Below are 24704 nucleotides of genomic sequence, written 5' to 3'. Positions count from 1 at the left end.
GCGCGCCGATCCGAGGTTTGAAAGAAGCCTGCTGCTGCCAACACATCAAAATTGGTTAACTGTGTGCTCAAATCTCCTGAATTGACTGGACAGGCGATCCGGCTAATTTGCCTTGTTAAGTCAAACGGAGGTCCAGATGACCCGCGCGCCCAGTCTGTTCACCCCTGTGCTGCTCGTCAGCTGCGCCATCATCATCGTCAGCTTTGCGATCCGTGGGTCCTTTGGCGTGTTCCAAATCCCGATTGCCGAAGAATTCGGCTGGCTTCGGACTGACTTCTCGCTGGCCATTGCAATCCAGAACCTGGCCTGGGGCATCGGGCAGCCGATTTTCGGAGCCATTGCCGAAAAGATCGGGGACCGAAAGGCGATCATCTTGGGGGCGATTATGTACGCCGCCGGTTTGGTCCTGTCCGCTTGGTCGGTGACACCGCTGGAGCATCAGATTTATGAATGGCTGGTTGGCTTTGGCATCGCGGGCACCGGGTTTGGCGTTATCCTGGCCGTGGTGGGGCGCGCCTCGTCGGAGGAAAACCGCTCGATGTCGCTGGCGGTTGTGACCGCTGCGGGCAGCATTGGGCAGGTGATCGGGGCACCCACGGCGGAATGGATGCTGGGCTTTCTGACCTGGCAGCAGGTCTTTATCGTCTTCGCCTTTGTGATCCTGTCGATCATTCTGCTCTTGCCTCTGATGCGCTCGCCTGAGCCTGTCAGCAAACAAGACCTGCAAGAGAGCATGGGTCAGATCCTGACCAAGGCGTTCAAGGATCCATCATATACGCTGATTTTCCTGGGCTTCTTCAGTTGCGGATATCAGCTGTCTTTCATAACGGCGCATTTCCCGGCTTTCGTGACCGAGATGTGCGGGCCGATCGAACCGGGTAGCATCCTGCACGGGATGGGCGTAACCACGACCTCGGGTCTGGGGGCGCTTGCGATCTCTCTGGTGGGGCTGGCAAACATCGGCGGGACTCTGATGGCGGGGTGGGCCGGGAACCATTTCCCGCGCAAATACCTGCTGGCGGGCATCTATACGGGACGTACTGTGATCGGTGCGCTGTTCATCCTGTTGCCGATTACGCCGCTGTCAGTGGTCATATTCTCGATCACGATGGGCTCCTTGTGGCTGGCAACCGTGCCGCTGACATCCGGTTTGGTCGCGCATCTTTACGGGGTGCGCTATATGGGGACACTGTACGGGTTTGTGTTCCTGAGCCACCAGTTGGGCGGTTTCCTTGGCGTGTGGCTGGGCGGCCGGATGTATGATCTCTATGGCGACTACACGATGGTCTGGTGGATTGGCGTCGCAATTGGCGCGTTCAGTGCGATCGTCCACTTGCCCATTCGCGAAAACCGTCCTGTCATGGCGGCGCAGGCCTAAAGGCCAGTTACAATGCAAAGGGTGAGCGCTTCCATTTTTCGGGGGTGCTCCCGCCCGTCGTCAATGCCCCTTGCGGGACATCTCCTCCCGTTGGGCCAGGCTCAGGCGGGCTTTGCCCGCATGAGCCTGGCCCCTGCCGTCCGCAGGACGCAAGGCCGATAGGCCGCGCAGGAATTTTGGGACAGTAGGAAAGTGGTCAAGACAGGCAGGCCCCCCGGCTCAGTTCAACCCTTCGTTCAAGCGCTCGCCAAGAATTTCCAGAACTTCATCTGTGTGAGTATAGGTCAAGCCGTGGCCCGCATCCGCAATCACCTCTTGGCGGGTCGAGCGACTCCATTCCGTCAGTTTGCCCATAGCCGACAGCGGGATCACCGCATCATTGCGCCCCCAGATCGCCAAAACAGGCACGCCCGCTTGGTGAATGGCCCGGTGTTCGTCCTTGAGCTCTCGTCCAAGAACGCCCCTGAGGCTGGACAAGACAGCGGATGCGAAGCCTTGATATTCCAACTCGCGCAACTGCAGGTCGGTGATGTCCGGAACCGAACTTGGCATGTCTCGCTCGGCCTCCACTTCTTTTTGATGTCGTGCCGGGAAGAACGCCATCATCAGCCAATCTCCCACCAGGGGCGTGCGGCGAATGATCTGCGCCAGGCGTCCCGTGGCCATGGACATCCCTGCAGGAGCCAACAGAACCAAAAGCCTGACCATGTCGGGGTGTTTGGCCGCAAAGCAGGTCGAAATCGCGCCCCCCATGGAATAGCCGATCAGGGTGAAATCCTCGGTTACTTCTTGGGTGTTCAAAAGCTCTTCGAGCTGCTGCACGAAAAATGCGTCGGTTTGCGCGCCATCAGGCCGGTCCGAATAGCCCCGACCGTAAAGGTCATAGGTCAGCACCCGATACCCCATGGCAGACAGCCCGGCCGCCAGCCCCTGCCAGACAAATGAGGGTGTCGTCAGCCCATGAACGCAGACAGCAATCGGGCCACGCACGGGACCGTGCCACTGATAGTGGGTGATGCCCCTAGACAGTTCGACGAACGCGCCCGGTGCGTTTTGTCTGCATTCCGCGCCCATGACCTTTCGCCGCGCCTCGATCGCAAAGGGCACGACAATGATCAGCGAAACAAGGACAACCAGAAAAACAATCAACGCTTATGCCACTTCTCCAGGATATAGCGGCTTGTCATCAAATCCAGATGGGCGCCGCCACCATTCTTGAACAGGGTAATCTCATCTAGGCTGCTCGAGAAAGCATTAAGATCGTAATAATCCGCGATCAGATCGTCGTGGGTGATCGTGCCCTCGGCCAGGGGAATCTTGATTTCTCCGATGTGATCGACCGTGGTGTCGAAACTGTCGACAAAGATCCGCGCGCGGCGAAGGGCTTCGTTGTCGGCCTCGCGCATGTCGGGCCGATAGGCACCGATCAGGTTCAGGTGCTGGCCCGCGCGCAGCCATTCGCCCCTGATCACCGGTTCGGTCGACATGGTGGCGCTGACGATGATGTCGGCGTTGTTCACCGCCTGAGCCAGGTCATCTGCGACTTCGACGCCGTCCAGGGATTTTGCCAGCTCTTCGGCCTTGGATCGAGTCCGGTTCCAGAGGCGTATCTTGGCGTTGGGATATCCACGGCCAAAGGCCTCACATAGTGAGAGCCCGACCGTCCCGGCTCCGACAATCAAAACCTCGCGGCTGTCGGGGTTGGCCAGCTTCAAAGCGCCCAGCAGGCTGTCACCGGCTGTTTTCCACTTGGTCACCAGGTGAAAGTCGATCAATGCCGAAAGGGTGCCGTCGCCATCATCAAACAGGTTCACGGCCCCATTGATCATCGGGTTGCCAGATTGCGGATTGCGCGGGAAAACGGTGGCCGTCTTTACTGCCATGCCCAGCCCGTCGATCCAGGCCGCGCGTGACAGCAGCGTGTCGGGATCGCGATAAAGAAATGTGTCGCCGATTTCCGCTTTGGGCAGGTTGTGCCCATCGGCCAGCGCTTGCGTCAGTTCGATCCAATCCAGGTTCGCTTCGCCTTCGGCAAAGGGGATATGGGTGATGGTGCTCATACCGCCTCGCTTTCCGTCAACAGACCCTCGGCCACCAATCGTTCGGCCCAGCCTTGGGGGCCGTCGAACAGGTGGGTCTGCCAGCCTCGGGCCTGCGCTGCGTTGATATTGTCGATCCGGTCGTCTGCAAACAAGAGCGTTGCGGGATCCAGCCCGCAATCCCGCTCGACCGCCTCATAGATCGGTGCATGCGGTTTTACCATCTGCATCCGGCCCGACACGTAGAGACGATCAAACTCGTTCAGAAAGGGATAGACGGTGGTGGCATAGTCAAAGTTCTGTACGCCAAAGTTGGTCAATGCATAAACCGGAATGGACCGTTTGCGCAGCGCCTTCTGCAGGCGCACCGATTGTGGGATCTCGGGCGAGGCTAGCTCGATCCACTTGTCATGCCACATGCGGATCTCATCGCGCCATTCGGGATACTTTTCAGCCCAGTCATAGATGGTGTCGGTAAAATGATGTCCCTGATCGACCAGATCATTCATCCCATGCAGATCAACCTCTGCGAACATGGCGCGTCGGCGCTCCTCACCGATGATCTGGTCATAATATCGCTCGGGTTGCCACTCGATCAGCACGTTGCCGATGTCGAAAATCACTGCGTTTATCGCCAAGTTTCAAAGTCCTGCTCAATCTGTCTGCCGGATACATCTGGCACCCAACCTCTCGATCACGAGAGAAGCAAGACACTGGCCAATGATCAAGCCACGATTGCGAATGAGCGCGCCCGCAGCGCGTCGGGGCTTGCCCCGACGCGCTGCCAGGCCCAACGGAAAGAGTAGCATCTGTGATGCTGCTCTGACGGGCGGGAGCCTTTCCCTTTATCGGCGCGCCGCTCGCAATTCGCGCTCCAACGAGTCCAAAAACCGAGAGCGGTCGGCTTTGGTGAACCCCTTGCCACTACCGCCCGCGCCCAAGGGGTTGGCAGCGCGCAGATCGGCCATCAGATCGCGCATCGCCAATTGTTGACCGATGTTGGCTTGCGTGAAGGCTTCGCCATTGTGGCGCAGCACCCGTGCGCCAGCCTCGATGCATTTGGCCGCCAGCGGAATGTCCCCCGTAACAACGACATCACCGGGTCCACAGCGTTCAGCGATCCACATGTCGGCCACATCCGCGCCCTCGGCCACGATTACCGTCTCGACCAGCGGGTTCTGCGATGGCCGCAGCCCGCCGTTGGATACAACATACATCTGCACCCGATGTCGGGTCGCGACTTTCTCCGCCTCGGCCTTAACCGGACACGCGTCACCATCGATGTAAAGCGCGGTCACGTCTCCGCCTTCTTGTCAGCCGATTTCGCCTTTGTAGAGCGCTTGACCTTGAATTCCTCGGGGATCGGCATCCGGTTGAACGCGTCTAGACCTGCGACCTTATAGGCCTCGGCCAAAGTCGGATAGTTGAAGGTGTTCTGGACAAAATAGTCCACTGTCCCCTTCAGATTCATCACCGCTTGTCCGATGTGGATCAGCTCGGTCGCGCCTTCGCCCACGATCTGAACCCCCAGAACGCGCCGTGTCTTGAGACTGAGCAGCATTTTCAGCATCCCGTGCTCCAGGCCCATTATGTGCCCACGCGACGTTTCGCGGAAGCGGCCCACGCCGACCTCATAGGGAATGCCACGCTCTTTCAGCTCTTCTTCGGACATGCCGCAGGTGGACATCTCGGGCACCGAATAGATGCCATACGGATACCAGGGGCTTTCCGGTAGGGTCGGCGTTTCCAGGGCATGACAGGCCGCTACGCGCCCCTGCTGCAGCGAGGTCGAGGCCAGCGAGGGGTGCCCGATCACATCGCCGGTGGCATAGATGTGTGGCACGGATGTCTGATAGGTCTTGCGATCCACTTCGATGCGGCCGCGATGGTCTGTTTCCAACCCGATGGCGTCCAGATTGAGTGCATCCGTGGCCCCCATGCGACCGGCTGCGAAGAGCAGCATTTCACCGCGCACGTGTCGCCCGTTTTCAAGGCTGACCTCGACATGGGTTCCCGCGTCTTCGATTTTTTCAACCGGCGATCCAAGGCGCAGATCGACACCGTTCTCCCGGATCTGATGGGTGAATTCGTGGATCAATGTCCGGTCGATGAAGTCCAGGAAGCTGTCACGCGGTTCGATCAGGGTCACGCGCACGTCAAGCGCCGAGAACATGGTGGCATATTCCACCCCGATCACACCCGCACCGATCACCACCAGAGAGCGGGGGATTTCTTCCATTTCAAGGAAATGATCGCCATCAACCACGGTTTTGCCGTTGAACGGCACATAGTCCGGGCGGTACGTCTTGGTGCCCGTCGCGATCAGAAACTTGGCCGCGGTCAGGCGTGTGGTTTCACCCGCTTCGGTGGCCACTTCGACCTCGCTCGGGCCAACAAACTTGGCACGCCCGTTCAGCGTGTCGACGTGGTTGCGGTTGAACTGGTGTTCCAGCACGTCGACCTCGTGATCGAGGGTCATGTGCAGGCGCGCTTTCAGGTCTTCGGCGTGAATCTCATCCTTGACCCGGTACGAGCGGCCATAAAAGCTGCGCTCGCGCCAGCCCGACAGGTTCAACACTGTCTCTCGCAGGGTCTTGGACGGGATCGTGCCGGTGTGGACGGAGACGCCGCCCAACCGGTCCTTGCGGTCGATCACCAGCACCCGACGTTTCAGCTTGCCCGCCTGGATCGCGGCGGCCCGGCCTGAGGGGCCGGACCCGATGATGATCAGATCATAGTCGAACTCAGCCACGGATCAGGCCCCGTAGAGTGCTTCGGCGTGGAAGATCACGTGATCCTCCATGAAGGTCGAGACAAAGAAATAGCTGTGATCATAGCCGGGCTGCAGGCGCATGGTGGCCTGCTGGCGGCGCGCGGCGATGGCGGTCGAAAGGGCCTCGGGACGCAGCAGGTCGATGAACTGGTCACTGGTGCCGGTGTCGATCAGGATCGGTCCGTCAAAACCTGTTTCAGCCATCATCAGCGAGGCGTCGTGCTTGGCCCACAGCTCTTCGTCATCGCCCAGATAAGCCGACAGCTGCTTGCGGCCCCAGTCGGCGCCTGTGGGGTTCGAGATCGGCGCAAAGGCCGACACCGAGCGGAAGCGACCCGGCAGGTTCATCGCCAGCGTCAGAGCACCATGGCCGCCCATGGAATGGCCGGTGATTGCTTGGCGGTCCGCGTCGATGGGAAAGTTTTCAGTAATCAATGCAGGCAGCTCTTCGGCGATGTAGTCCCACATGTTGAAATGCGGCGCCCACGGCTTTTGCGTGGCGTTGACGTAAAAGCCCGCGCCCTGACCCAGGTCATAGTCGTCGTGATCCGCCACACCTTCGCCGCGCGGTGACGTGTCGGGGAAGACCAGCGCGATGCCATGCTCGGCGGCCCAGGCTTGCGCGCCTGCTTTGGTCATGGCGTTTTCATGAGTGCAGGTCAGACCCGACAGATACCACAGCACCGGAACCGGGCCGTCTTTTGCCTCGGCGGGCAAGAACAGGCCAAAGGTCATGTCACATTTGCACGCGTCCGAGGCGTGACTGTACACGCCCTGCGTGCCACCAAAGCAGGTGTTTTCGGATAGGGTTTCCATGGCTGCGGTCCTTTGCATTATCGGTTGTCCCATCGCTAACGGGCGCGGGCGTTTGCGTCCAGTGGGCGATACGTGAATTTGTTCAAGCCTAGCTTACGGCGTACCCAGCCAGGCTATGAAGAGCGGCACAGACAGGATGCTGAGCGACGTTGAAACCAGAATTGCGGCTGAGGCCCGATGCGGGGCCACGCCATAGTGGGCCGCCAGCATGTAAACGTTGCCAGCCACCGGTAGCGCCGCGGCGGCAATGGCGACGGACATCGAAAACTGCGTGGTTGGAAACAGATAAAAGAGCGACAGGGCCACCAGCACCGGGTGAATAGCCAGTTTGCACAGGCTGAGCCATCCGGCGATGTGGATGCGTTCGGCGGATTTGCTGGCCAGAGACGCGCCGATGGCAAAAAGCGCGCCGGGCGTTGCAGCCCCGCCCAGGATGACAAGGAAGTCGTTGAGCGGAGCAGGGGTTGGCACGCGGAAGGCAGACCAAAGTAGCCCGGCCGAGATCGATACGATCATTGGGTTGTGCAACAAACCCATGCCGATCAGGCGAAAGGTGTTGAGCGTGAGCCGCCCGTCACGCCCACCGTTGATCAAGATGACAATAAGCGAGGAGAAGACCACCAGATCGACGGAAAGTACCAACATGACCGGGCCAATCGCAGCCTCGCCAAACAGCACCGCAAGCATCGGCAGGCCCAGAAACCCGACATTGCCGATCGCGGCGCACTGCGCCTCGACCGCTGCGGTTGGAACGTCCAGCCCGCGGAGATAGGCCACGAGGGTGGCAATGGCGTAAACCCCGAGCGTGCCCACCAGATAGCCTGCGATCAGCTGCGCATCGAAGATGTCCGAGAATGGCAAGTTGGCGGCAAAGCGAAAGAGCATCGCCGAGAGGGCAAAGAAGAAGACAAATTTGGTCAGATAGGCGGTGGCTTCTTCGGTGAAGAATCTGGTGCGCCCGGCCCAGAACCCCAGGCCGATGATCACAAAGAAGGGAAGGGTGCGCAGAAATATCTCGACCATGCGACAGTGCTAGCGGGTTCTGGCAGAATTGCAATATTGGGGGAGATGAAGGAGGAGGTGCTCCCGCCCGTCGTCGATTTTTCTGGCGAAAAACCTCCTCCCGTTGGGCCGGGCGCCGCGCTGACGCGCGGCGTAGTCGCGCTAGCCGCTGCCGATCAGCACACCTGCACCCAGGACAAGAGCGCCGCCGAGAACGACCTGAAACACGGCGCGGAAAAAAGGTGTTTCCATATAGCGGTTCTGTATCCAGGCAATTGCCCAAAGCTCGACAAAGACAATCAGGATCGCCAGGGAAGTCGCAGTCCAGAACTCGGGGATCAGGTACGGCAAGGCATGTCCCAGCCCACCCACCGTCGTCATCACACCCGAGGCCAGCCCGCGTTTGACCGGCGATCCGCGTCCCGACAGCTCGCCATCATCTGATGCTGCTTCTGTAAAGCCCATCGAGATGCCCGCCCCGACCGAGGCCGCAACGCCCACCAGAAAGGTGGTCCAGGTGTCCTGTGTGGCAAAGGCTGTGGCAAAGATTGGCGCCAGGGTAGACACCGACCCATCCATCAGCCCGGCCAATCCCGGCTGTACCCATGTCAGAATGAACTGCCTATGCGCCTGGCTATCCTCACCCGCGCGGCTGTCGTCATCAAGCAGGGCATCCTCGAGCGCGCTCGCCGTCGTCTTGTGTTGCGATTCGGCGGCTGCCAGATCGCCCAGCAATTTCCGCGTTGCGCTGTCCTGCGTCCGTACTGCCGCTGTCAGATAGAATTTTTCCGCCGCAGCTTCCATCGCGGCGGCTTCGGCGCGGATCTTGTCGACGCTCATATTTTCGATCAGCCAAACCGGTCGACGGGCATAGGCCCCAGCCACATGCTCGCGCCGGATCAGGGGAATCACCGAACCGAACCGTTGTTCGTGCAGCGCAATCAAGGCCGCGCGGTGGCCGTCCTCTTCAACCGCCATACCGTCGAACATCTTGGCCGTAGAGGGAAAATCGGCACGCAGGGATTCGGCATACCCGCGATAAATACGTGCGTCGTCCTCCTCTGACGAGATTGCCAGAGCAAGAACCTCTTGTTCGGTCAGGTCGCTGAACCGTTTGCGGTGGGTAAAGAAGCGCATGAGATATCCAATTTAGAACAATTCTAAACTACGTGATAAACGATGAGTTTCAACCCCTGTTGCTTTTTAGAATCGTTGAAACTGAACCGAACGGTTTATAAGTAGGGGCAGCTACGATGACAGGAGCCCTCATGACCCAAGCCGCTACCATCTTGCGCACTGGCCGCAAATTCGACCAGGTGCTGCGCGGCGCGCGCGAGGTGTTCATGGCGGATGGGTTCGAAGGCGCCAGCGTGGACGAAATCGCCCGTGTTGCGGGCGTGTCCAAGGCGACGCTGTACAGCTACTTTCCTGACAAGCGCCTGCTGTTCATGGAAGTCGCGCAGACCGAATGCACGCTGATGTCAGAAAAGATCATGTCGATGATCGACGAAAGCCTGCCCGTGCGCGATGTCCTGATGCTGACGGCGGTGCAGGTGATCACGTTCCTGACGTCCGAGTTTGCCCAACAGGTGTTTCGCATCTGCGTCGCTGAAAGGGACCGTTTTCCCGAGCTAGGTCGTGCTTTTTATGCTGCAGGGCCGGAAAACGGGCGCGAGCGGATCAGCGAATACCTGGAAAAGGCAGTCGAGTCCGGAGAGCTGAAAATCGACAACATCCCAATGGCCGCCGAGCAATTTTCGGAACTCTGTAAAGTCAAACTCTGGACCCGCGCGGTGTTTGGCATTCAGAATCAGTTCACTGCGGCAGAAATTCGCGATGTGGCCGGTCACACCGTGGACATGTTCCTTGCGCGTTATGGGGCGTGAGCGATTCAGCCCGCTTTACGTCAGTTCGAAGCAGGCGCGTCGCACCAACCTGACCACGTCTCGCACCCCCGCCTCATCCTTGAGCTCCACCCCGATCCAGCGGGAGTCGTGTGACCGTGCGGGGTGAATGCGACACCGAGACTTCACGGGACATCCCCTTTTGGTGGATGATTTTGAGCGACAGGCGCAGATCCAGGATGTCTTCACCGTGGAAATGTGCGACCTCTCTTCCGAGGTAGTTCAAGCATATGAGATGCGTGTCCTTCCATCGGTCGATCGTCAGGCCAGGGATTTGGGTCAGTTGCTGTTCCAGCGCGTGACGTAGAGGGTTCATGATTGCCCTCCCTCCAGTCAAACTGGTCCAAAGCCTTCAACCATCTGAAACAAAAAAAGGAGGCTCGTTGCCGAACCTCCCTTTCAAACTTCATGATGCCGTTGGGTCAGTACAGAACGACCGAGCGGATCGATTCACCCGCATGCATCAGATCGAACCCTTTGTTGATGTCGTCCAGACCCATGGTGTGGGTGATCATCGGGTCGATCTCGATTTTGCCTTCCATGTACCAGTCGACGATCTTGGGCACATCGGTCCGGCCACGCGCGCCGCCGAACGCGGTGCCGCGCCACGAACGGCCGGTGACCAGCTGGAACGGGCGGGTCGAGATTTCGGCACCGGCCGGGGCCACGCCGATGATGATCGATTCACCCCAGCCCTTGTGCGCTGCTTCCAGCGCAGTGCGCATCACACCCACGTTGCCGGTCGCGTCGAATGTATAGTCAGCGCCGCCTTTGGTCAGGTTGACCAGATAGGGCACCAGGTCACCTTCGACCTCGGTCGGGTTCACGAAATCGGTCATGCCGAAACGGGTGGCCATTTCGACTTTGGCGGGGTTCAGGTCGACGCCGACGATCTGATCGGCCCCTGCCAGACGCAGGCCCTGAATCACGTTCAGGCCGATGCCGCCCAGGCCGAACACGATGGCGCGACTGCCAATCTCGACTTTGGCGGTGTTGATCACCGCGCCGATGCCGGTGGTCACGCCACAGCCGATGTAGCAGATTTTGTCGAAAGGCGCGTCCTCACGGACCTTGGCCAGCGCGATTTCCGGCAGAACCGTGTGGTTCGAAAAAGTCGAGCACCCCATGTAATGCAGGATCGGATCACCATCCAGCGTCGAAAAACGCGAGGTGCCGTCGGGCATCAGGCCCTGACCTTGGGTTTCGCGGATGGCCTGGCACAGGTTGGTCTTGGGGTTGAGACAGTATTCGCACTCGCGACATTCCGGCGTGTAAAGCGGAATCACGTGATCGCCGGGCTTAAGAGAGGTGACGCCTGGGCCAACTTCGACCACAACACCTGCACCCTCGTGGCCCAGGATCGCGGGAAACAGGCCCTCGGGGTCGGCACCCGACAAGGTGAATTCGTCGGTGTGGCAAATGCCGGTGGCCTTCATCTCGACCAGAACCTCTCCGGCGCGGGGGCCGTCCAGGTTCACGTCCATGATCTCAAGCGGTTTACCTGCCTGAACGGCGACGGCGGCGCGGGTACGCATTCTACAAATCTCCCTGATGGTTTTCCAATGACCCTGCGTTAATCTGCGGGTGTTTTCAACTGTCGTTTCGTGCCAAGGTTCGTGACGAAAGAACCTAACATTACCGACATTTATATAATGGGAGCGCCAATGAAACGCATTTTGTTTGCCTGTATTCTGGTCTCGGCCTGTGGCCCAACCGAAGTTCCGAATGATGTTGAGGTGGCTGACGATGGCCCGGTGATCGACTTGGCCATGTGCAAGATGCAGGATCTGGCAGACAGCGTGGGCCAACCAGTGGATAGTGTACGCGCTTTGTTGCCTGAAGGTACGCGGGTTCAATCCCCCGACAGTGTGGTTACGCAGGACTATCGCCCGACGCGCGCAAATGTCTTTATCAATCAGGCGGGCATCATCACCCGAATTTCTTGTGGTTAAGGCCTTTTGCGAAAGGTCTGATGGCAGGACAGGCAGGCGTTGATCATTGGGGGCAGCGTCTGCCGAAGTGTCACCACGTTACGTGTACTAACGCCTTTGGCCGTGGCCTGCGCGGATTTGCTTTGACGCTTGAAATCCGCCCACTGCGTCCAAATGTGCTGCCGCGCGCGTGAGGCTGGATCGTAAGGGTTTCGGCGAAACTTGCTGGGAATTTTACTTGTGTTCCTTATCAGCACACGCCGGGCTTGATTGGCCCTCTTCCGGTCAAACGCTTCGCGACCTGAAGCCATGGCGCCGAGGATCTCCATCGCCAGTTTCGACGAGCGCATCAGATTGATCCGTTCGATCACGCGGGGGTGTTGCATTCTGATGGTGTCCCCAATGACAACTGACCCCAGTCCCAGCAAGGCGACAAAGGCCACGATCAGGGGGGCCTGCCGCCTCAGCATGACTCGACTCGAGGCGTGATTTCATAATATAGAACAAAAAGAGAACAAACTACTGCCCAGCCCGTTATTGTCTGTCCGATGTCCAACCGCCGAATCCTTTCCCTCTGGTTCCCGCGTCTTGGTGCGGAACGGCTGGTGCGCGCCGCCCGTGGTCTGCACGAGGGGCCACTGGCCGTTGTCGAAGAACAGTCCAACATGCAGGTTATCACCGCGTTAAATTTGGCAGCCCAACAGGCAGGTTTGCGTGTTGGACAGCCCGTGCGTGACGCCCATGCCATGTGTGGCGGGCTGATTACGCGCATTCGCAATGTCCCGGCTGAGGCGGCGTTTCTGACTGCGCTACGGCGCTGGGCGGGTAAGTTCAGCCCTTGGGTCGCCGAGGAAGCCCCGGATGCGCTGGTGGTTGACCTCAGCGGTTGCGCGCATCTTTTTGGTGGGGAACCTGCGCTTTTGGATGTGATCCAGACCGATTGCGCCGATATGGGGCTGTCGGTGCAGATGGGCATTGCCGAAACCCTGGGCGCGGCCTGGGCACTGGCGCGTTTTGCCGGGCAAGAGGTCGGGTCGGATCGCAGCGGCGATGCCATCAGCCAAGAAGCGCGCGCCACCCGCGCGCGGGCAGGCAAGCGGCGGCATTGGACCAAGGGCGGTACCGCACCGCAGGTGGTTGCTGCGGGGGGCGGCGCACGGATTGGGACACCGGGCCAGACCTATGGCGCGCTTAGTCCGCTGCCGGTGGCGGCACTGCGGCTGGACGACGCTACGGTGGCGCAACTGGGTCGGCTTGGCCTGCGCCGGATTGGCGATCTGCTGGGCCAACCGCGTGCCAGCCTGGCGCGGCGGTTTGGCAAGGGGCTGGTGTTGCGGCTGGATCAGGCCATGGGCAGCGCGCCCGAGCCGGTCTCTCCGGCGCGGCCTCATGTGCAATTTGCCGTGCGCATGACCATGCCTGACCCCATTGGATTGAAAGAGGATCTGATGGCCGGGATCGACCGCATTCTGCCAAACCTTTGTGCCAAGCTCGAGGCCAAGGGCATGGGCGCGCGTCACATCCGGCTTGAGGCGCACCGCACCGATCAGGCGGCTGAGGTGATCACAATTGGCCTGGCACGCCCGTCCCATGATCCGCACCGCATTCGGCCCCTGCTAGAGCTGAAGATCGATCAGATCGATGCAGGCTATGGCATCGACATGCTGCGGTTGATGGCGGTGCAGGTCGAGCCGGTTCATGCCCGCACCCTGGCTGGCCACGCCGATGCCAGCCGCGCGGTGCGCGACCGGCTGGCAGGCAACACCGCCGTCGACGATCTGGTCGGCAAGCTGGGCGCGCGGGTGGGGCTGGATGCGATCACGCGGCTGCACCCGGCGTCGTCCCATATCCCCGAGAAAACGGCGCAAACGCTTGCGGCCGCCTGGTCGGAACCGGCACAGGACTGGCCCGCGCCGCCCACACCGCGCCCGTTGCTGATGTGGCAGCCTGAACCGGTCATGGCACCGGACAGCCCCGCCGTGCCGGGATGCTTTCGCTGGCGTGGGCGTGACTGGACCCTGGCCGAGGCGCGGGGGCCGGAACGGATCGCGCCTGAATGGTGGCTGGATGACCCGAACTGGCGCAGCGGGGTGCGCGACTATTGGGTCGTGGTGACCGGGCAGGGGCACCGATTGTGGCTCTATTACGGGCATGGCGGGGCCATGTCGTCGGGGTGGTTCTGTCAGGGCAGTTTTGCATGACTGGAGCGCTTTGGGTCACAGATGCGCGCAGAAAAACGCGACGGGCTTGATTCACGTGGCGTTTGCGGCAAACTTGGGGGCATGAACATGCAGCCTCCTAGCCCGTTTTCGCCGGGATCGGCCGAGACGCAAGTCGCCTTTGATCGGCGCGAATTGTCAGCCATCATGTCTGTCTACGGCCGAATGGTCGCCGCCGGGGAATGGCGCGACTATGGCATATCCAGCCTTCGAGAAATGGCGGTGTTTTCGGTCTTTCGCCGGACAGCTGAACACCCGCTCTATCGGATCGAAAAACGCCCCAAGCTGCGCAACCGGCAGGGGATGTATTCGGTCGTGGCGATGGATGGGCAGATCCTGAAACGGGGTCAGGATCTGAAAAACGTGCTGCGGGTGCTGGAGCGCAAGCTGATCCGCGCCGTCAATCTGGACTGATCAGGGGCGTGCAAAGCCCGTTACCGCTCCAAATTCTTTCTTGCCTATCCGCGCAATCGCCTGATCCAGGGGTTCCGAGGCTACAGCCATGTGATAAGCATTGGCGTGGATCAGTGTCTCGGCATCCTGCATCATTCCAACATGCCCTTTCCAAAAGACCAGATCGCCGCGTCGAAGCTCTGTGCGGTTGATGGGTGAAAAGGCGGCGGCTTGCATGTCGCTGTCACGGGGGCACTTTCGACCGCAGCTGTGCATGCAAAGCTGCACCAGACCCGAACAGTCGATGCCCAGCCCGCTATCGCCGCCCCAGATGTAGGGCGTATGCAGCAGCAGTTCCGCCACAGAAACAGGATCGTCCCAGTTGTGCGTCGCCGTCACCAGTTGCGTTTCGCGGACGTAGAGCGGCATGGGGATGTGAATGGTCGGCTGTTTGATCTGCATCCAGCCCGAGGAGCGGGTCATAACCTCGCGCTCGGGGTTGCGATGCGGCCAGTGTTCGACGCGCGCCCCAAAGGGCAGGATTATCTCGTGCCCACCGTTCGTCACATCCGGATGTTCCAGGGCAACTGCGCGTGGGACATTGATCCGGTGGGTTGGTTGAGCTGTGTTTTGGCCCGCGAACGCGCGAATCCACCCGCAATAGCCATCGCTTTCCCGAAACCCAAAAAATGCATGTTTGGTTTTCTCTAGAATGACAAATCCGTCACCCCAAACCATCTGGCATTGTCTGGCCCCATCTGGCGCATCCAGAAGATCAACGACAACCGAACTGAGATAAATGAGCTCTCCATCCGTGAAATGCTGAGCTTCGATCTGCCCGCGCAAAGAGGTATGCGCGACGCGTCCGTTGGATTTGAGCAGCCTTTTGTCCATCACAGACACAACATCTTTGGCAGCGCTTTGATCAACGCGCGTGGCCCTTGGCCGAACCCGCCTTTGGACCGGCCGGGCACCGGTGTCGGCTGCCAGCTGTAGATGTCGAAATGCATATAAGGCGCGTCCAAGACGAAGCGGCGCAGGAACAGGGCTGCCGTGATCGACCCGGCAAAACCGCCGCTGGGGGCGTTGTCCAAATCGGCATAGGTGGGCTCGATCATCGCCTCATAAGGGTCATGGAACGGCATGCGCCAGACTGGGTCGGCGGCTTTGGTGGCCGCGTCTGCAAGAGCCTGCGCAGTTCCGTCGTCATCGGTGTAGAATGGTGCCAGATCAGGGCCGACAGCCACGCGCGCCGCGCCGGTGAGCGTCGCCATCGAGATGATCAGGTCAGGTGCTTCCTCATCCGCCAGCGCCAAAGCATCGGCCAGCACCAAGCGCCCCTCGGCGTCGGTGTTGTTGATCTCGACCGTCAGCCCCTTGCGGGACGTCAGGATATCGCCGGGACGGAAGGCATTGCCCGCGACCGAATTCTCAACCGCGGGGATCAGGACGCGCAATTGCACCGGCATGTCCAGCGCCATGATCATCCGTGCCAGCCCCAGAACGTTGGCAGATCCACCCATGTCCTTTTTCATCAGCGCCATTGCCGCTGCCGGTTTCAGGTCAAGCCCGCCAGTATCGAAACAAACGCCTTTGCCAACAAGTGTCAGCTTTGGCCCCGCTGTCCCCCACCGCATGTCGATCAGACGCGGTGCCTGATCAGAGGCGCGGCCAACTGTGTGGATCATGGGAAAGTTCTGCTCCAGCAGCGCTTCGCCCAGGATCGTGTCGCAACTTGCCCCGAACTCATCCGCCAGCTCTTCGGCGGCCTTCTGCAACTGCGCAGGGCCCATGTCCGAGGCGGGTGTGTTAACCAGATCACGGATCAGCCCCTCGGCCTGAGCCAAGGTTTCAACCCGTTGAGCATCCACGTTCGACGGGGCCACCAGCCCTGCCTTGGCGCCCGATGTGTCCTTGTACCGGTTGAACGCATAGCCGGTCATCAGCCAGCCGAAGCACTCTGCAGCGAGCGTGTCCGCATCCAAGTCTGAGATCAGATCATAGGTCCCTTTGGGCAGGTTTTGCGCGGCGGCTGCCAAAATGAATCGTTTGCGCGAGCGTGCCTTGGCCGTGCCGAAACCGGCGACGGCCATACCGGGCGTCCCATCGGCACCCGGCACCAGAACCGCTTGTCCCACGGCACCGGTAAACCCTGCGGTTGCCAGCCAGGATCGTGTGGCCTCTGATTGCTCGGCTAGCCAGCCATCGCATCTGTCCTGATCCACCACATGCAATGGTAGGGTCGTTTCAGTGCGGGCGGCAAAACTCAGGGACATGATCAGCTCTTGCGTTTGGGATGGTCCGGGCAGAGTACCCGGCCCGCCTCGGTCCGCAAGACCTGTCAGACTGAAAGATCCTGCAAATCCCAAACCGCAGTCAACGACCGCTCTCCGACCCGGATCAGGCGAAACAAAGTGGCGCTGGTGGCCACGTGATCCACGGCATCTATTGTTTCGGTGACATCTCCGGCGACACGGGCCAGGGCTGTCATGCCGATCTGATCAGAAATTGCGATCAGGGAACGCGCACTTTTGCGCAGGCCCTGCCAGTCCTGCTGCCGCCACAGCCGCTCGCAATGCGACAAGCGCACGGCCAACTCTTCGATGGCGCGGCACACCACATCTTCGGCGCCGGCATCGCCCAATTGACGATACAGATGCCCTAGACGGTCTGGATCCAGGCGCACGGATTCCGTTTGTACAAGTGTTGTAATATTATCCACCACAGTCACCCCAAAGTCGTTGTGCCCCCACGGCACATGGACCATCCTTCGGTGACAGAAGTTTTCAAAAGGTTGCCGGAGCGTTTGTTAATACTTTGAGTTTTCTTTTAATTTGAGCATCCAGAGGTCGTGGCGCGCTTAAGGAACGGCCAAGCTCCATCGTTGCAGGGGGGGCTCAAATCCTGGTATCTTGATTTCATCTTTCCTTTTGCGAGTGTCCTGAAATGAAATTGATCAAACGCCTCTTCCTGACCCTTGTGGTTGTTGTTGTCGCTTTGGTGGCTGTTTCTTTTCTTTTACCAGGTCAAGCCGCCGTGTCGCGTTCGATCACCATTAATGCCCCTGCAAATGCTGTGTTCCCGCATGTCAATTCCATGCAAGCGACTGAGGCCTGGTCGCCTTGGTTATCGCGTGATCCCGAGACCAAGTTGAGCTACTCAGGGCCAGACACAGGTGTGGGTAACACGCTGTCATGGATGTCCGAGCATCCGCAGGTCGGATCTGGCACGCAAGAGATTGTGGAAAGCATCGAAAACCAACTGGTCCGCACTGAGTTGGATTTCGGCCCGATGGGAACGGCAACCGCCACATTCGATCTGCAACCCGAAGGGACGGGCACCAAGGTCACTTGGGGTTTTCAGTCAGACCTGGGTTTGAACCCCATCTCGCGGTGGATGGGGCTTATGATGGATGACTGGGTTGGTAGTGATTATGAAACGGGGCTGGCCAACCTCAAGGTGGTGGTTGAATCCGGTCAGTGAAATTGCTCCGACTGCCACGCGCCAGGGCAATCACTATGGAATTATCACGAGTGAATTTAGGAATGAAAGTACACGTATAGGGTATTTTCATCTGAAGGCCTAATTGTGACCATATTTGTCACGGATTGATCGAGCGTCCAGAAAGGTAATTGGGTATTTAATTGGTCTAAAGGAAATATACAATGGGATTATTCTCCAAACTTCGTAAAGCAGCCACGGCACGTAACGACGATTTGGCCACTGCGGTTCTGACACCATCGGTGATGACCATGGTCGCCGACGGCAGCACGTCCAAGAGCGAAATCGTGCAGCTCGCCAACCTTTGCGGTTTCAGTCCAATTTATGCGGGGTACTCATCAGAGGTGCTTGTGGCCTTGGTTGAGAGCGTTCAGCGTGATTTGTCCAAAGGTGATTATCAATCCATCATCAACCGGGCCAAGCATCAAATGTCGATGCCCATGCGGGAAACTGCAATTGCCTTTGCCATTCGTATTGCAATGGCGGATGGACATGTTGACCAATCAGAACGTGAGGCTCTGATCGTTCTTAGTCATAATTTCGACATTGATCCCGACAAGTTGGTTGTGATGTTCGACGTGATTTCCATGCTCCAGCGCGCGCCTCAGCAGGTGGCGGCATGACGTCTGACAAGGACGAACTCCGGTTTTCTGTCGATATCTTGCTGAGTGAACCCTTGCATTTTCAGCTGGATGAAATTGTCGAAGCCATCAACGCGGATTTCCCCTCGTGCCAAGTCAAGGATCCGGGAATGAACCCGTCCAATTCGCTGCGAACAGACGAGGCCGTGATTGCCATTCTTGATCCGGTCGAACCGGCGAATGGCGAGCGGGTGGTTTTCGTCGGCGTGGGTTTCCCAGATGAGAACTTTCGCAATGCCGATCACACGGAATCATTCTGGCGGACAGGTGGCTTCGGACAAGAGGCATTGGCCGAACACCAAAGCTATCTCAGCGTTTCCGTGACGGCTGTTGATGACTCTCTGGCATCTCGATTTCGGGCCGCCCGTTTGCTAAATGTGGTTACTGCAGTCTTTGCTCAGCTTCCGATTACATTGGCTCTATATGTCAAATGGGGAGGGCATTTTGTCTCTCCCGAGCATTGGCAAAAGGCCGCAGAACAAGCTGTCGTGGGGGATTGGCCCTTGACCGCCTGGCTATCGTACCGAGGGGCATGGGACGCTAAATTCGATCAATCGCAGACCTGGGCGGTTGGATACTCGGTCGGCTTGAAGCAGTTCTTGCCCTATGAGCTGCAAATGGAAGCGGCACCGTTGAAACCAACGGATGTGATGGGGGTGTTGCTGGCCGCGGCTTGGATGCCCCTGCAGGGCGGCAGTGTGCTCAACGAGGGGGATACGATCGGCGTGGAAGAAGTCGTCAGATACAGGATCCGGCAACGGCGACATTCGGACGGTTCCCCAAGTGATATTTTCGTATTGCTTCATCCCGACAGCCCGATTGACGAAGAGGCGGTCTTTGGCCCGCGTCCTGGCGTGCCCACACCGGTTGAGGCCCCTTTCATTCGCAATCCAAAGAAGAACTTCATGCAACGGCTGCTTGGGCGCAATTGAGTAAGGCCGAGGGGGCACAGGTTCTTCGATCAAAAAAACCTCGCCAAGATCTGGCGAGGTTTCTGATTTCTGAGAGTTTGGCGTTGCCGTCCAACTCAGCCCTTTTTCAGGACCTCGCGACCCAGCAGTTCAGCAATCTGGACAGCGTTCAGAGCAGCGCCCTTGCGCAGGTTGTCCGAGACGCACCACAGGTTGATGCCGTTCTCAACCGTGCTGTCCTGGCGGATACGGCTGATGAAGGTGGCGAAATCGCCAACGCATTCTTTCGGCGTGACGTAGCCACCGGCCTCGCGCTTGTCGATCACCATGATGCCGGGGCTTTCGCGCAGGATGTCGCGGGCCTCGTCCTCGTCCAGGAACTCTTCGAACTCGATGTTCACGGCCTCGGAATGGCCAACGAAAACCGGCACGCGGACGCAGGTGGCCGTGACCTTGATCGCGGGGTCCACGATCTTTTTGGTTTCGGCCACCATCTTCCACTCTTCCTTGGTCGAGCCGTCTTCCATGAAGACGTCGATGTGCGGAATTACGTTGAAGGCGATTTCCTTTTGGAACTTGTTTGGCGGCACGTCCGTTGTGGGGTTGTAGACCGCTTTGGTCTGATCCCACAGCTCGTCCATACCCTCTTTGCCCGCGCCCGACACCGACTGATAGGTCGACACGACAACGCGCTTGATCTTGGCGCGGTCGTGCAGAGGTTTCAGCGCGACAACCATCTGCGCGGTCGAGCAGTTGGGGTTGGCGATGATGTTTTTCTTGGCGTAGTCGTGGATCGCCTGCGGGTTGCACTCGGGCACGATCAGCGGAATGTCCGGGTCGTAGCGATAGAGCGAGCTGTTGTCGATCACGGTACAACCAGCCGCCGCCGTCTTGGGTGCATAGACCTTGGTCGCGTCAGAACCCACGGCAAACAGCGCCATGTCCCAGCCAGTGAAATCAAAGGTATCCAGATCCTGGGTCGTGAGTGTCTTATCGCCAAAGCTAACCTCGGTACCCAGCGAACGGCGGCTGGCCAGAACGGCGAGCTCGTCCACGGGAAACTGGCGCTCGGCCAGGATGTTCAGCATTTCGCGGCCCACGTTGCCAGTGGCGCCGACGACGACGATGCGATAACCCATTTTCTTTCTCCAGATATCCCGGTCTTATGACCGGCGGCGGTTCCATACAGCGAAAGTGGCCGAGGGGAAAGAGGTCAGGGGGCAAAAGCCGCGTGTCAGTCCACACTGTCGCGGCTGAAGAGGTAGACCACCAGACCGGCGGTCAATGTAACTGCGAAGAACCCGAATATGATCACATAAGGTGTTCCGGGGGTGGCGGTCGTGGCGCCCTCGTGCAAGCGGCCCGAGGCGATCTGCATGACCCCCACGCCACCGATACCAAACAGATTGAGCAGGGTCACACCGCGTCCAACCAGATGCGCAGGCACAAAGGCACGACCATGGGCCATGATGACGGGGAAGGTGGCCCCGGTGAACCCGATCACCGCCAGCAGAATGACCGAAGTCCAGACGCCCTGGTCAATCCACAGGCACAGCACGGTCAAGGCCACGGCGGACAGCAGGTTGCCGCCAAAGATCACCCATTTGCGCGTGCCCAGGATGCGGTCGAGGGGGCCATAGACAAAGGTGCCCGCAATCATCGCGGCCCCCATGACCAGCGTGGCTTGTCCAATTTGCCCGGTCGACAGGCCAAACACGTCGGACAGATACGGACCAGCCCACAGGCCCCGGATGGCGCCCGACGGGGCGTAGGCCACGAACATCAGTGGCAGAATGGCCCAAAGTGCGGGCAGTTTCAGCAGGTCGAGCAGCGAACCTTTCTCTTCTGTTTCAACGGGTTCAGGGTCCTTGACCGTCAACCAGATGCCCAGGGCAACAAGGCCGGACAAAACCGCCAACCCCATCAGCGTGCTGCGCCAGCCGATCAACTCGACGGCCAGGGCGGTGGGGTAAGAGGCAACCAAATTGCCGCTGGACCCTACGCCCAGCATCAGCGCGGCCAGGGTGGCAAAGCGCGCGGGGGGATAATTGCGGGCGAAAATGTAGTAGGACGCCATAAGCACAGGCGAACATCCGATCCCGATCAGGACCATCGACAGGCTCACGTGAATGGGGGTTGTGGCCAAGGCAAACAAAACTGCACCGCCGCTGCCGCCTGCGAGCAAAAGCACCGCAGCCGTACGTCGCGGACCGATCTTATCCAGCGCCAAACCCACCGGCAGCTGCATCGCGGCAAAGGTCAAAAACCAGAGGCCGGACGCAAAGGCCAGATCATCGGGACTTGCCCCGATATCCTGGTTCAAGACACCGGCGAGCACGGCCAGAAAGGCGCGGAAGAATTGGCTCAACACATAAGCCAGACATAATATGATCAACCCTACCTGCATGTGACGGCCCTCTGCATGACTCTTCGGGCAGATGGGTGACATGTTAACCAACCGTGCACAAGCCCGTGTGTTTTGTTGCAATCGCGCGACAATGCGACCGTGCGCGTTAACTTCGGCGTATGAACGTGCACGAGCAAATACCTGAAGCGCAGGCGCAAACCAGCGCGCGATTCTACGAGGCGTTGGACGTAACGGCGAGCTTCGACGTGTTGACCGAGCCATCGCACTATAAGCCGGTTCCAAATGATTGGTTCGTGGGCACCGCCGACATTGTTAACTCCACAGGCGAAATTGCAAACGGCCGCTATAAAACCGTCAATATGGTGGGTGCTGCCGTAATCTCGGCCATTGCGAATGCCATTGGCAGCAATACGTTTCCGTATGTGTTCGGTGGGGATGGCGCGTCTTTTGCGTTGCACGTTTCACAGCGCGAGATCGCCGAGCGAACGCTGGCTGATCTACGTCGGTGGGCATCCGAAAAGTTTGACATCGAACTGCGGGCGGCGATTGCTCCGGCGCCTGACATCCGTCAGGCTGGTGTGGATGTACGGGTCGCCCGGTTTGCGGCCTCCAGCGGGGCCGACTATGCGATGTTTGCCGGTGGCGGTCTGGCCTGGGTCGACGAGCAGATGAAGGCCGGGCACATGATGGTTGGCCTTTCTGATCCGGGGGCCGAGCCCGATCTGACCGGATTGTCTTGCCGATGGACCAACGTGCAGGCTGAACAGGGGGAGATTATCTCCTTGGTGGTTCTGCCAACATCTGGCGCGTCCGAACGCGACTTTGCCGATATCGCGCAAAGGGTGGTTCAGGCCATAGGCGGTTTGAACCGAGCAGGTCACCCAGTTCCGGTCAACGGACCGCGCGTCGGCTGGTCCTCACCCGGTCTGAATCTCGAGGCGCACTCGCTGCGGGGACGAATGCCGGTCTGGCTGTTCAAATGCAGTTTGTTTTTCAAAACGCTGTTCAGTTGGACACTGTTCAAGACAGACCTCAACGTGGGTTCGTTCGATCCGGTGCACTACAAACGCATGCTCAGCGCCAACGCGGATTATCGCAAATTCGACGATGGGCTCAAGATGACGCTGGACTGCGATCCCAAAACCCGCGCGAAGATCGAGGCGATCCTGTCCGAAGCCGAAACACGCGGCAAAATCCGTTATGGGTTGTTTGCCCAGTCCGAGGCGATGGTCACGTGTTTCGTGCCCTCGGCCATGGAGGACGACCACGTGCATTTCATTGATGGGGCGGCTGGCGGCTATGCGCAAGCCGCGGCGCAGCTTAAGACCTAGCTTTTTCTTTCCACTGTTTGGCCAGTGCCCGCGCGTGGTTTGCCAGAATCAGCACGTCGATCCCAACCGCAAGAAACTGCGCCCCCATGTCCAGATACGACTGCGTCGATTCCTGGGTCACACCCAGAATGCCAGGCGCCTTGCCTGCGGCCTTGATCCGTTTGAGCGCGTCGACGATCACTGCGCGCACCTCAGGCGCGGCGCTGTCGCCTTGGAACCCCATGTCCGTGGACAGATCCGCCGGTCCGATAAAGACGCCATCAATGCCGTCAACGGTCAGAATTTCGTCCAGCGCCTCCATCCCGGCGCGGTTTTCGACCTGTACCAGCAAGCAGATTTCTTGGTCCGCAGTCTGGATGTAGTCCGAGGTTGAGCCGAACATGGTGGCTCGGGCCGCCATCGCGCCGACGCCACGGGTCCCGTGCGGGGGGTACTGACAGGCCCTCACCAATTCGCGCGCTTGGTCTGCGGTTTCGACAATCGGAACCAGGACCGTTTGTGCACCCGCATCCAGCACCTGCTTGATGATCCAGGTCTCTCCAATCGGTACGCGCACAACCGGGTGCGACGCGCTAGCGGCCAAGGCAATCAATTGATCGCGGATCGAGCGGATATCGTTGGGCGCATGCTCGCCGTCCACAACCAACCAATCGAACCCGGCAGTGCCCATGATTTCCGCGCAGAGTTGTTCAGCAAGGCTCATCCAACATCCGATCTGCGTCTCGCCTCGGGCTAGGGCCTGTTTGAACGGGTTTGTGGGCGCTGACATGGCTGGACCTTTCTGTGGTGTGAGATTTCGGATTCTGTGGGCAAATAGGACGGATCTTGCGCGACGTTAAACGGGCAGGAAACGCGTTGTCCATAGAGTGTTACTTGTCGTTCTGGAAATGCCCGGACCGCGGCAGGAATTGCGCATAGCGGTGTGCGAGACGCTGCGAAACACTCTACAGTTGAACTGCATAGGCTAATCTGTGACAGTTGGACATGACCAGCGCTGACCGGAAAATCTCGCGTTCTTTGCCGATCATGCTGTTGCGTGGGCGGGAAAAGGTGATGGGGCCGATCCGTGCCATGCTGGCCGATGTGGACATCACCGAACAACAATGGCGCGTGCTCAGGGTGCTGACCGAAGAAGGCGCACAGGACCCCACACATATCGCGCACAAGGCCTGTCTGTTGCTGCCCAGCCTGACCCGTATCCTACAGAAGCTGGAGGAGAAGGGACTGATCCATCGGCACCCTGACCCCGAAGATGGGCGCAAGCAGATCGTCGAAGTGACCGAGGCAGGCGCAAACATCATTCGCGAGAACCTGGGCACCAGCATCGAGTTGACCCGGCAGTTGCGCGATCAGATGGGGGCGGATCGGTTCGAATTGCTGCTTGATCTGCTCAATGAGCTTGATGGTCTCAAGGAAACGTGATCGCCACAATTGCACTTGGCAGGTGATGTGAAAAACGTGGCCGAGGAGGGCAATCTCGGGCCACGCTCTTTTGTT

Annotated in this window: 27 protein-coding genes; 10 read left to right on the top strand and 17 right to left on the bottom strand. The window is 59.3% G+C overall.

What is annotated here, in order from left to right; translation table 11 throughout:
- The first annotated feature begins 136 nt into the window (after window positions 1–136).
- Window positions 137–1378 (top strand): MFS transporter, encoded by a 1242-nt coding sequence (locus TRL7639_RS17520; protein WP_085797161.1) that lies wholly within the window; start codon window positions 137–139, stop codon window positions 1376–1378.
- Between the two features lie 219 nt (window positions 1379–1597).
- Here TRL7639_RS17520 and TRL7639_RS17515 read toward each other — a convergent pair whose 3' ends face one another.
- The 8 genes from TRL7639_RS17515 to mbfA form a co-directional block, all read right to left on the bottom strand.
- Window positions 1598–2527 (bottom strand): alpha/beta fold hydrolase, encoded by a 930-nt coding sequence (locus tag TRL7639_RS17515; RefSeq protein WP_306456284.1) that lies wholly within the window; start codon window positions 2525–2527, stop codon window positions 1598–1600.
- A complete protein-coding gene (locus TRL7639_RS17510) occupies window positions 2524–3438 on the bottom strand; it encodes an ornithine cyclodeaminase family protein (protein WP_085797160.1) in 915 nt (304 codons plus the stop codon). Before TRL7639_RS17510 ends, TRL7639_RS17515 begins: the two co-directional genes overlap by 4 nt.
- A complete protein-coding gene (locus TRL7639_RS17505) occupies window positions 3435–4055 on the bottom strand; it encodes an HAD family hydrolase (RefSeq protein WP_085797159.1) in 621 nt (206 codons plus the stop codon). The genes TRL7639_RS17510 and TRL7639_RS17505 overlap by 4 nt, the downstream gene beginning before the upstream one ends.
- A gap of 207 nt (window positions 4056–4262) precedes the next feature.
- A complete protein-coding gene (locus TRL7639_RS17500; protein WP_085797158.1) occupies window positions 4263–4715 on the bottom strand; it encodes a YaiI/YqxD family protein in 453 nt (150 codons plus the stop codon).
- Window positions 4712–6169 (bottom strand): Si-specific NAD(P)(+) transhydrogenase, encoded by a 1458-nt coding sequence (sthA, locus tag TRL7639_RS17495; RefSeq protein ID WP_085797157.1) that lies wholly within the window; start codon window positions 6167–6169, stop codon window positions 4712–4714. The genes TRL7639_RS17500 and sthA overlap by 4 nt, the downstream gene beginning before the upstream one ends.
- A 3-nt stretch (window positions 6170–6172) precedes the next feature.
- Window positions 6173–7006: an S-formylglutathione hydrolase gene (gene fghA / locus TRL7639_RS17490; protein ID WP_085797156.1), complete on the bottom strand. Its 834-nt coding sequence runs from the start codon at window positions 7004–7006 to the stop codon at window positions 6173–6175.
- A 93-nt stretch (window positions 7007–7099) separates the two neighbouring features.
- On the bottom strand, window positions 7100–8029 hold the full coding sequence (locus TRL7639_RS17485; RefSeq protein WP_085797155.1) for an AEC family transporter: 930 nt from the start codon (window positions 8027–8029) through the stop codon (window positions 7100–7102).
- A gap of 141 nt (window positions 8030–8170) precedes the next feature.
- Window positions 8171–9145, bottom strand: coding sequence for an iron exporter MbfA (gene mbfA, locus TRL7639_RS17480; protein WP_085797154.1), 975 nt, complete (start codon window positions 9143–9145; stop codon window positions 8171–8173).
- Window positions 9146–9276: 131 nt separating this feature from the next.
- On the opposite strand from mbfA, the gene TRL7639_RS17475 reads away from it, so the two are divergent.
- Complete coding sequence (locus TRL7639_RS17475) at window positions 9277–9894, top strand: TetR/AcrR family transcriptional regulator (RefSeq protein ID WP_085797153.1); 618 nt, start codon at window positions 9277–9279, stop codon at window positions 9892–9894.
- 73 nt (window positions 9895–9967) lie between these two features.
- On the opposite strand, the gene TRL7639_RS22915 is transcribed toward TRL7639_RS17475, so the two are convergent.
- Window positions 9968–10228, bottom strand: coding sequence for a luciferase family protein (locus tag TRL7639_RS22915; RefSeq protein ID WP_133057671.1), 261 nt, complete (start codon window positions 10226–10228; stop codon window positions 9968–9970).
- A gap of 106 nt (window positions 10229–10334) precedes the next feature.
- Window positions 10335–11447 carry an S-(hydroxymethyl)glutathione dehydrogenase/class III alcohol dehydrogenase gene (locus TRL7639_RS17465; protein WP_085797151.1) on the bottom strand — a complete coding sequence of 371 codons (1113 nt, stop codon included), beginning with the start codon at window positions 11445–11447 and terminating at the stop codon, window positions 10335–10337.
- A gap of 129 nt (window positions 11448–11576) precedes the next feature.
- Here TRL7639_RS17465 and TRL7639_RS17460 point away from each other — a divergent pair, with 129 nt between their 5' ends.
- On the top strand, window positions 11577–11864 hold the full coding sequence (locus TRL7639_RS17460) for an I78 family peptidase inhibitor (protein WP_165759840.1): 288 nt from the start codon (window positions 11577–11579) through the stop codon (window positions 11862–11864).
- On the opposite strand, the gene TRL7639_RS17455 is transcribed toward TRL7639_RS17460, so the two are convergent.
- Window positions 11861–12286 (bottom strand): c-type cytochrome, encoded by a 426-nt coding sequence (locus tag TRL7639_RS17455; RefSeq protein ID WP_207559690.1) that lies wholly within the window; start codon window positions 12284–12286, stop codon window positions 11861–11863. The two genes, TRL7639_RS17460 and TRL7639_RS17455, sit on opposite strands and share 4 nt — an antisense overlap.
- 105 nt (window positions 12287–12391) lie before the next feature.
- Here TRL7639_RS17455 and TRL7639_RS17450 point away from each other — a divergent pair, with 105 nt between their 5' ends.
- Both TRL7639_RS17450 and TRL7639_RS17445 read left to right on the top strand, forming a co-directional pair.
- Window positions 12392–14044 carry a DUF6504 family protein gene (locus TRL7639_RS17450; RefSeq protein ID WP_085797148.1) on the top strand — a complete coding sequence of 551 codons (1653 nt, stop codon included), beginning with the start codon at window positions 12392–12394 and terminating at the stop codon, window positions 14042–14044.
- An 81-nt stretch (window positions 14045–14125) separates the two neighbouring features.
- Window positions 14126–14476, top strand: coding sequence for a DUF2794 domain-containing protein (locus tag TRL7639_RS17445; protein WP_085797279.1), 351 nt, complete (start codon window positions 14126–14128; stop codon window positions 14474–14476).
- Here TRL7639_RS17445 and TRL7639_RS23610 read toward each other — a convergent pair whose 3' ends face one another.
- From TRL7639_RS23610 to TRL7639_RS17430, 3 genes are all read right to left on the bottom strand, one after another.
- The gene (locus TRL7639_RS23610) at window positions 14477–15349 is read right to left on the bottom strand and encodes a C40 family peptidase (RefSeq protein ID WP_085797147.1); all 873 of its coding nucleotides are present in this window, start codon (window positions 15347–15349) and stop codon (window positions 14477–14479) included.
- On the bottom strand, window positions 15349–16731 hold the full coding sequence (locus tag TRL7639_RS17435) for a leucyl aminopeptidase family protein (protein ID WP_085797146.1): 1383 nt from the start codon (window positions 16729–16731) through the stop codon (window positions 15349–15351). Before TRL7639_RS17435 ends, TRL7639_RS23610 begins: the two co-directional genes overlap by 1 nt.
- Window positions 16732–16796: 65 nt before the next feature.
- A complete protein-coding gene (locus TRL7639_RS17430) occupies window positions 16797–17186 on the bottom strand; it encodes a hypothetical protein (protein ID WP_085797278.1) in 390 nt (129 codons plus the stop codon).
- A 215-nt stretch (window positions 17187–17401) separates the two neighbouring features.
- Between TRL7639_RS17430 and TRL7639_RS17425 the strand changes: the two genes are divergently transcribed.
- The 3 genes from TRL7639_RS17425 (at window position 17402) to TRL7639_RS17415 (ending at window position 19529) form a co-directional block, all read left to right on the top strand.
- Window positions 17402–17938, top strand: a complete 537-nt coding sequence (locus TRL7639_RS17425) for an SRPBCC family protein (RefSeq protein ID WP_085797145.1) — start codon at window positions 17402–17404, stop codon at window positions 17936–17938.
- A 182-nt stretch (window positions 17939–18120) separates the two neighbouring features.
- Window positions 18121–18579 (top strand): tellurite resistance TerB family protein, encoded by a 459-nt coding sequence (locus TRL7639_RS17420; protein WP_085797144.1) that lies wholly within the window; start codon window positions 18121–18123, stop codon window positions 18577–18579.
- Window positions 18576–19529: a DUF4261 domain-containing protein gene (locus TRL7639_RS17415; protein ID WP_085797143.1), complete on the top strand. Its 954-nt coding sequence runs from the start codon at window positions 18576–18578 to the stop codon at window positions 19527–19529. Before TRL7639_RS17420 ends, TRL7639_RS17415 begins: the two co-directional genes overlap by 4 nt.
- Before the next feature lie 95 nt (window positions 19530–19624).
- On the opposite strand, the gene TRL7639_RS17410 is transcribed toward TRL7639_RS17415, so the two are convergent.
- On the bottom strand, window positions 19625–20647 hold the full coding sequence (locus tag TRL7639_RS17410; RefSeq protein ID WP_085797142.1) for an aspartate-semialdehyde dehydrogenase: 1023 nt from the start codon (window positions 20645–20647) through the stop codon (window positions 19625–19627).
- 95 nt (window positions 20648–20742) lie between these two features.
- Complete coding sequence (locus TRL7639_RS17405) at window positions 20743–21915, bottom strand: MFS transporter (RefSeq protein ID WP_085797141.1); 1173 nt, start codon at window positions 21913–21915, stop codon at window positions 20743–20745.
- Between the two features lie 125 nt (window positions 21916–22040).
- Here TRL7639_RS17405 and TRL7639_RS17400 point away from each other — a divergent pair, with 125 nt between their 5' ends.
- Window positions 22041–23207, top strand: coding sequence for a DUF3095 domain-containing protein (locus tag TRL7639_RS17400; RefSeq protein WP_235820441.1), 1167 nt, complete (start codon window positions 22041–22043; stop codon window positions 23205–23207).
- On the opposite strand, the gene TRL7639_RS17395 is transcribed toward TRL7639_RS17400, so the two are convergent.
- Window positions 23197–23976: an aldolase/citrate lyase family protein gene (locus TRL7639_RS17395; RefSeq protein WP_085797139.1), complete on the bottom strand. Its 780-nt coding sequence runs from the start codon at window positions 23974–23976 to the stop codon at window positions 23197–23199. The two genes, TRL7639_RS17400 and TRL7639_RS17395, sit on opposite strands and share 11 nt — an antisense overlap.
- Before the next feature lie 215 nt (window positions 23977–24191).
- Between TRL7639_RS17395 and hpaR the strand changes: the two genes are divergently transcribed.
- A complete protein-coding gene (hpaR, locus tag TRL7639_RS17390; RefSeq protein WP_085797138.1) occupies window positions 24192–24629 on the top strand; it encodes a homoprotocatechuate degradation operon regulator HpaR in 438 nt (145 codons plus the stop codon).
- The last annotated feature ends 75 nt before the right edge of the window (window positions 24630–24704 follow it).

Origin of the sequence: Falsiruegeria litorea R37 (assembly GCF_900172225.1) — a bacterium.
GTDB lineage: Bacteria > Pseudomonadota > Alphaproteobacteria > Rhodobacterales > Rhodobacteraceae > Falsiruegeria > Falsiruegeria litorea.
This window is presented reverse-complemented; position numbering and strand designations above follow the sequence as displayed.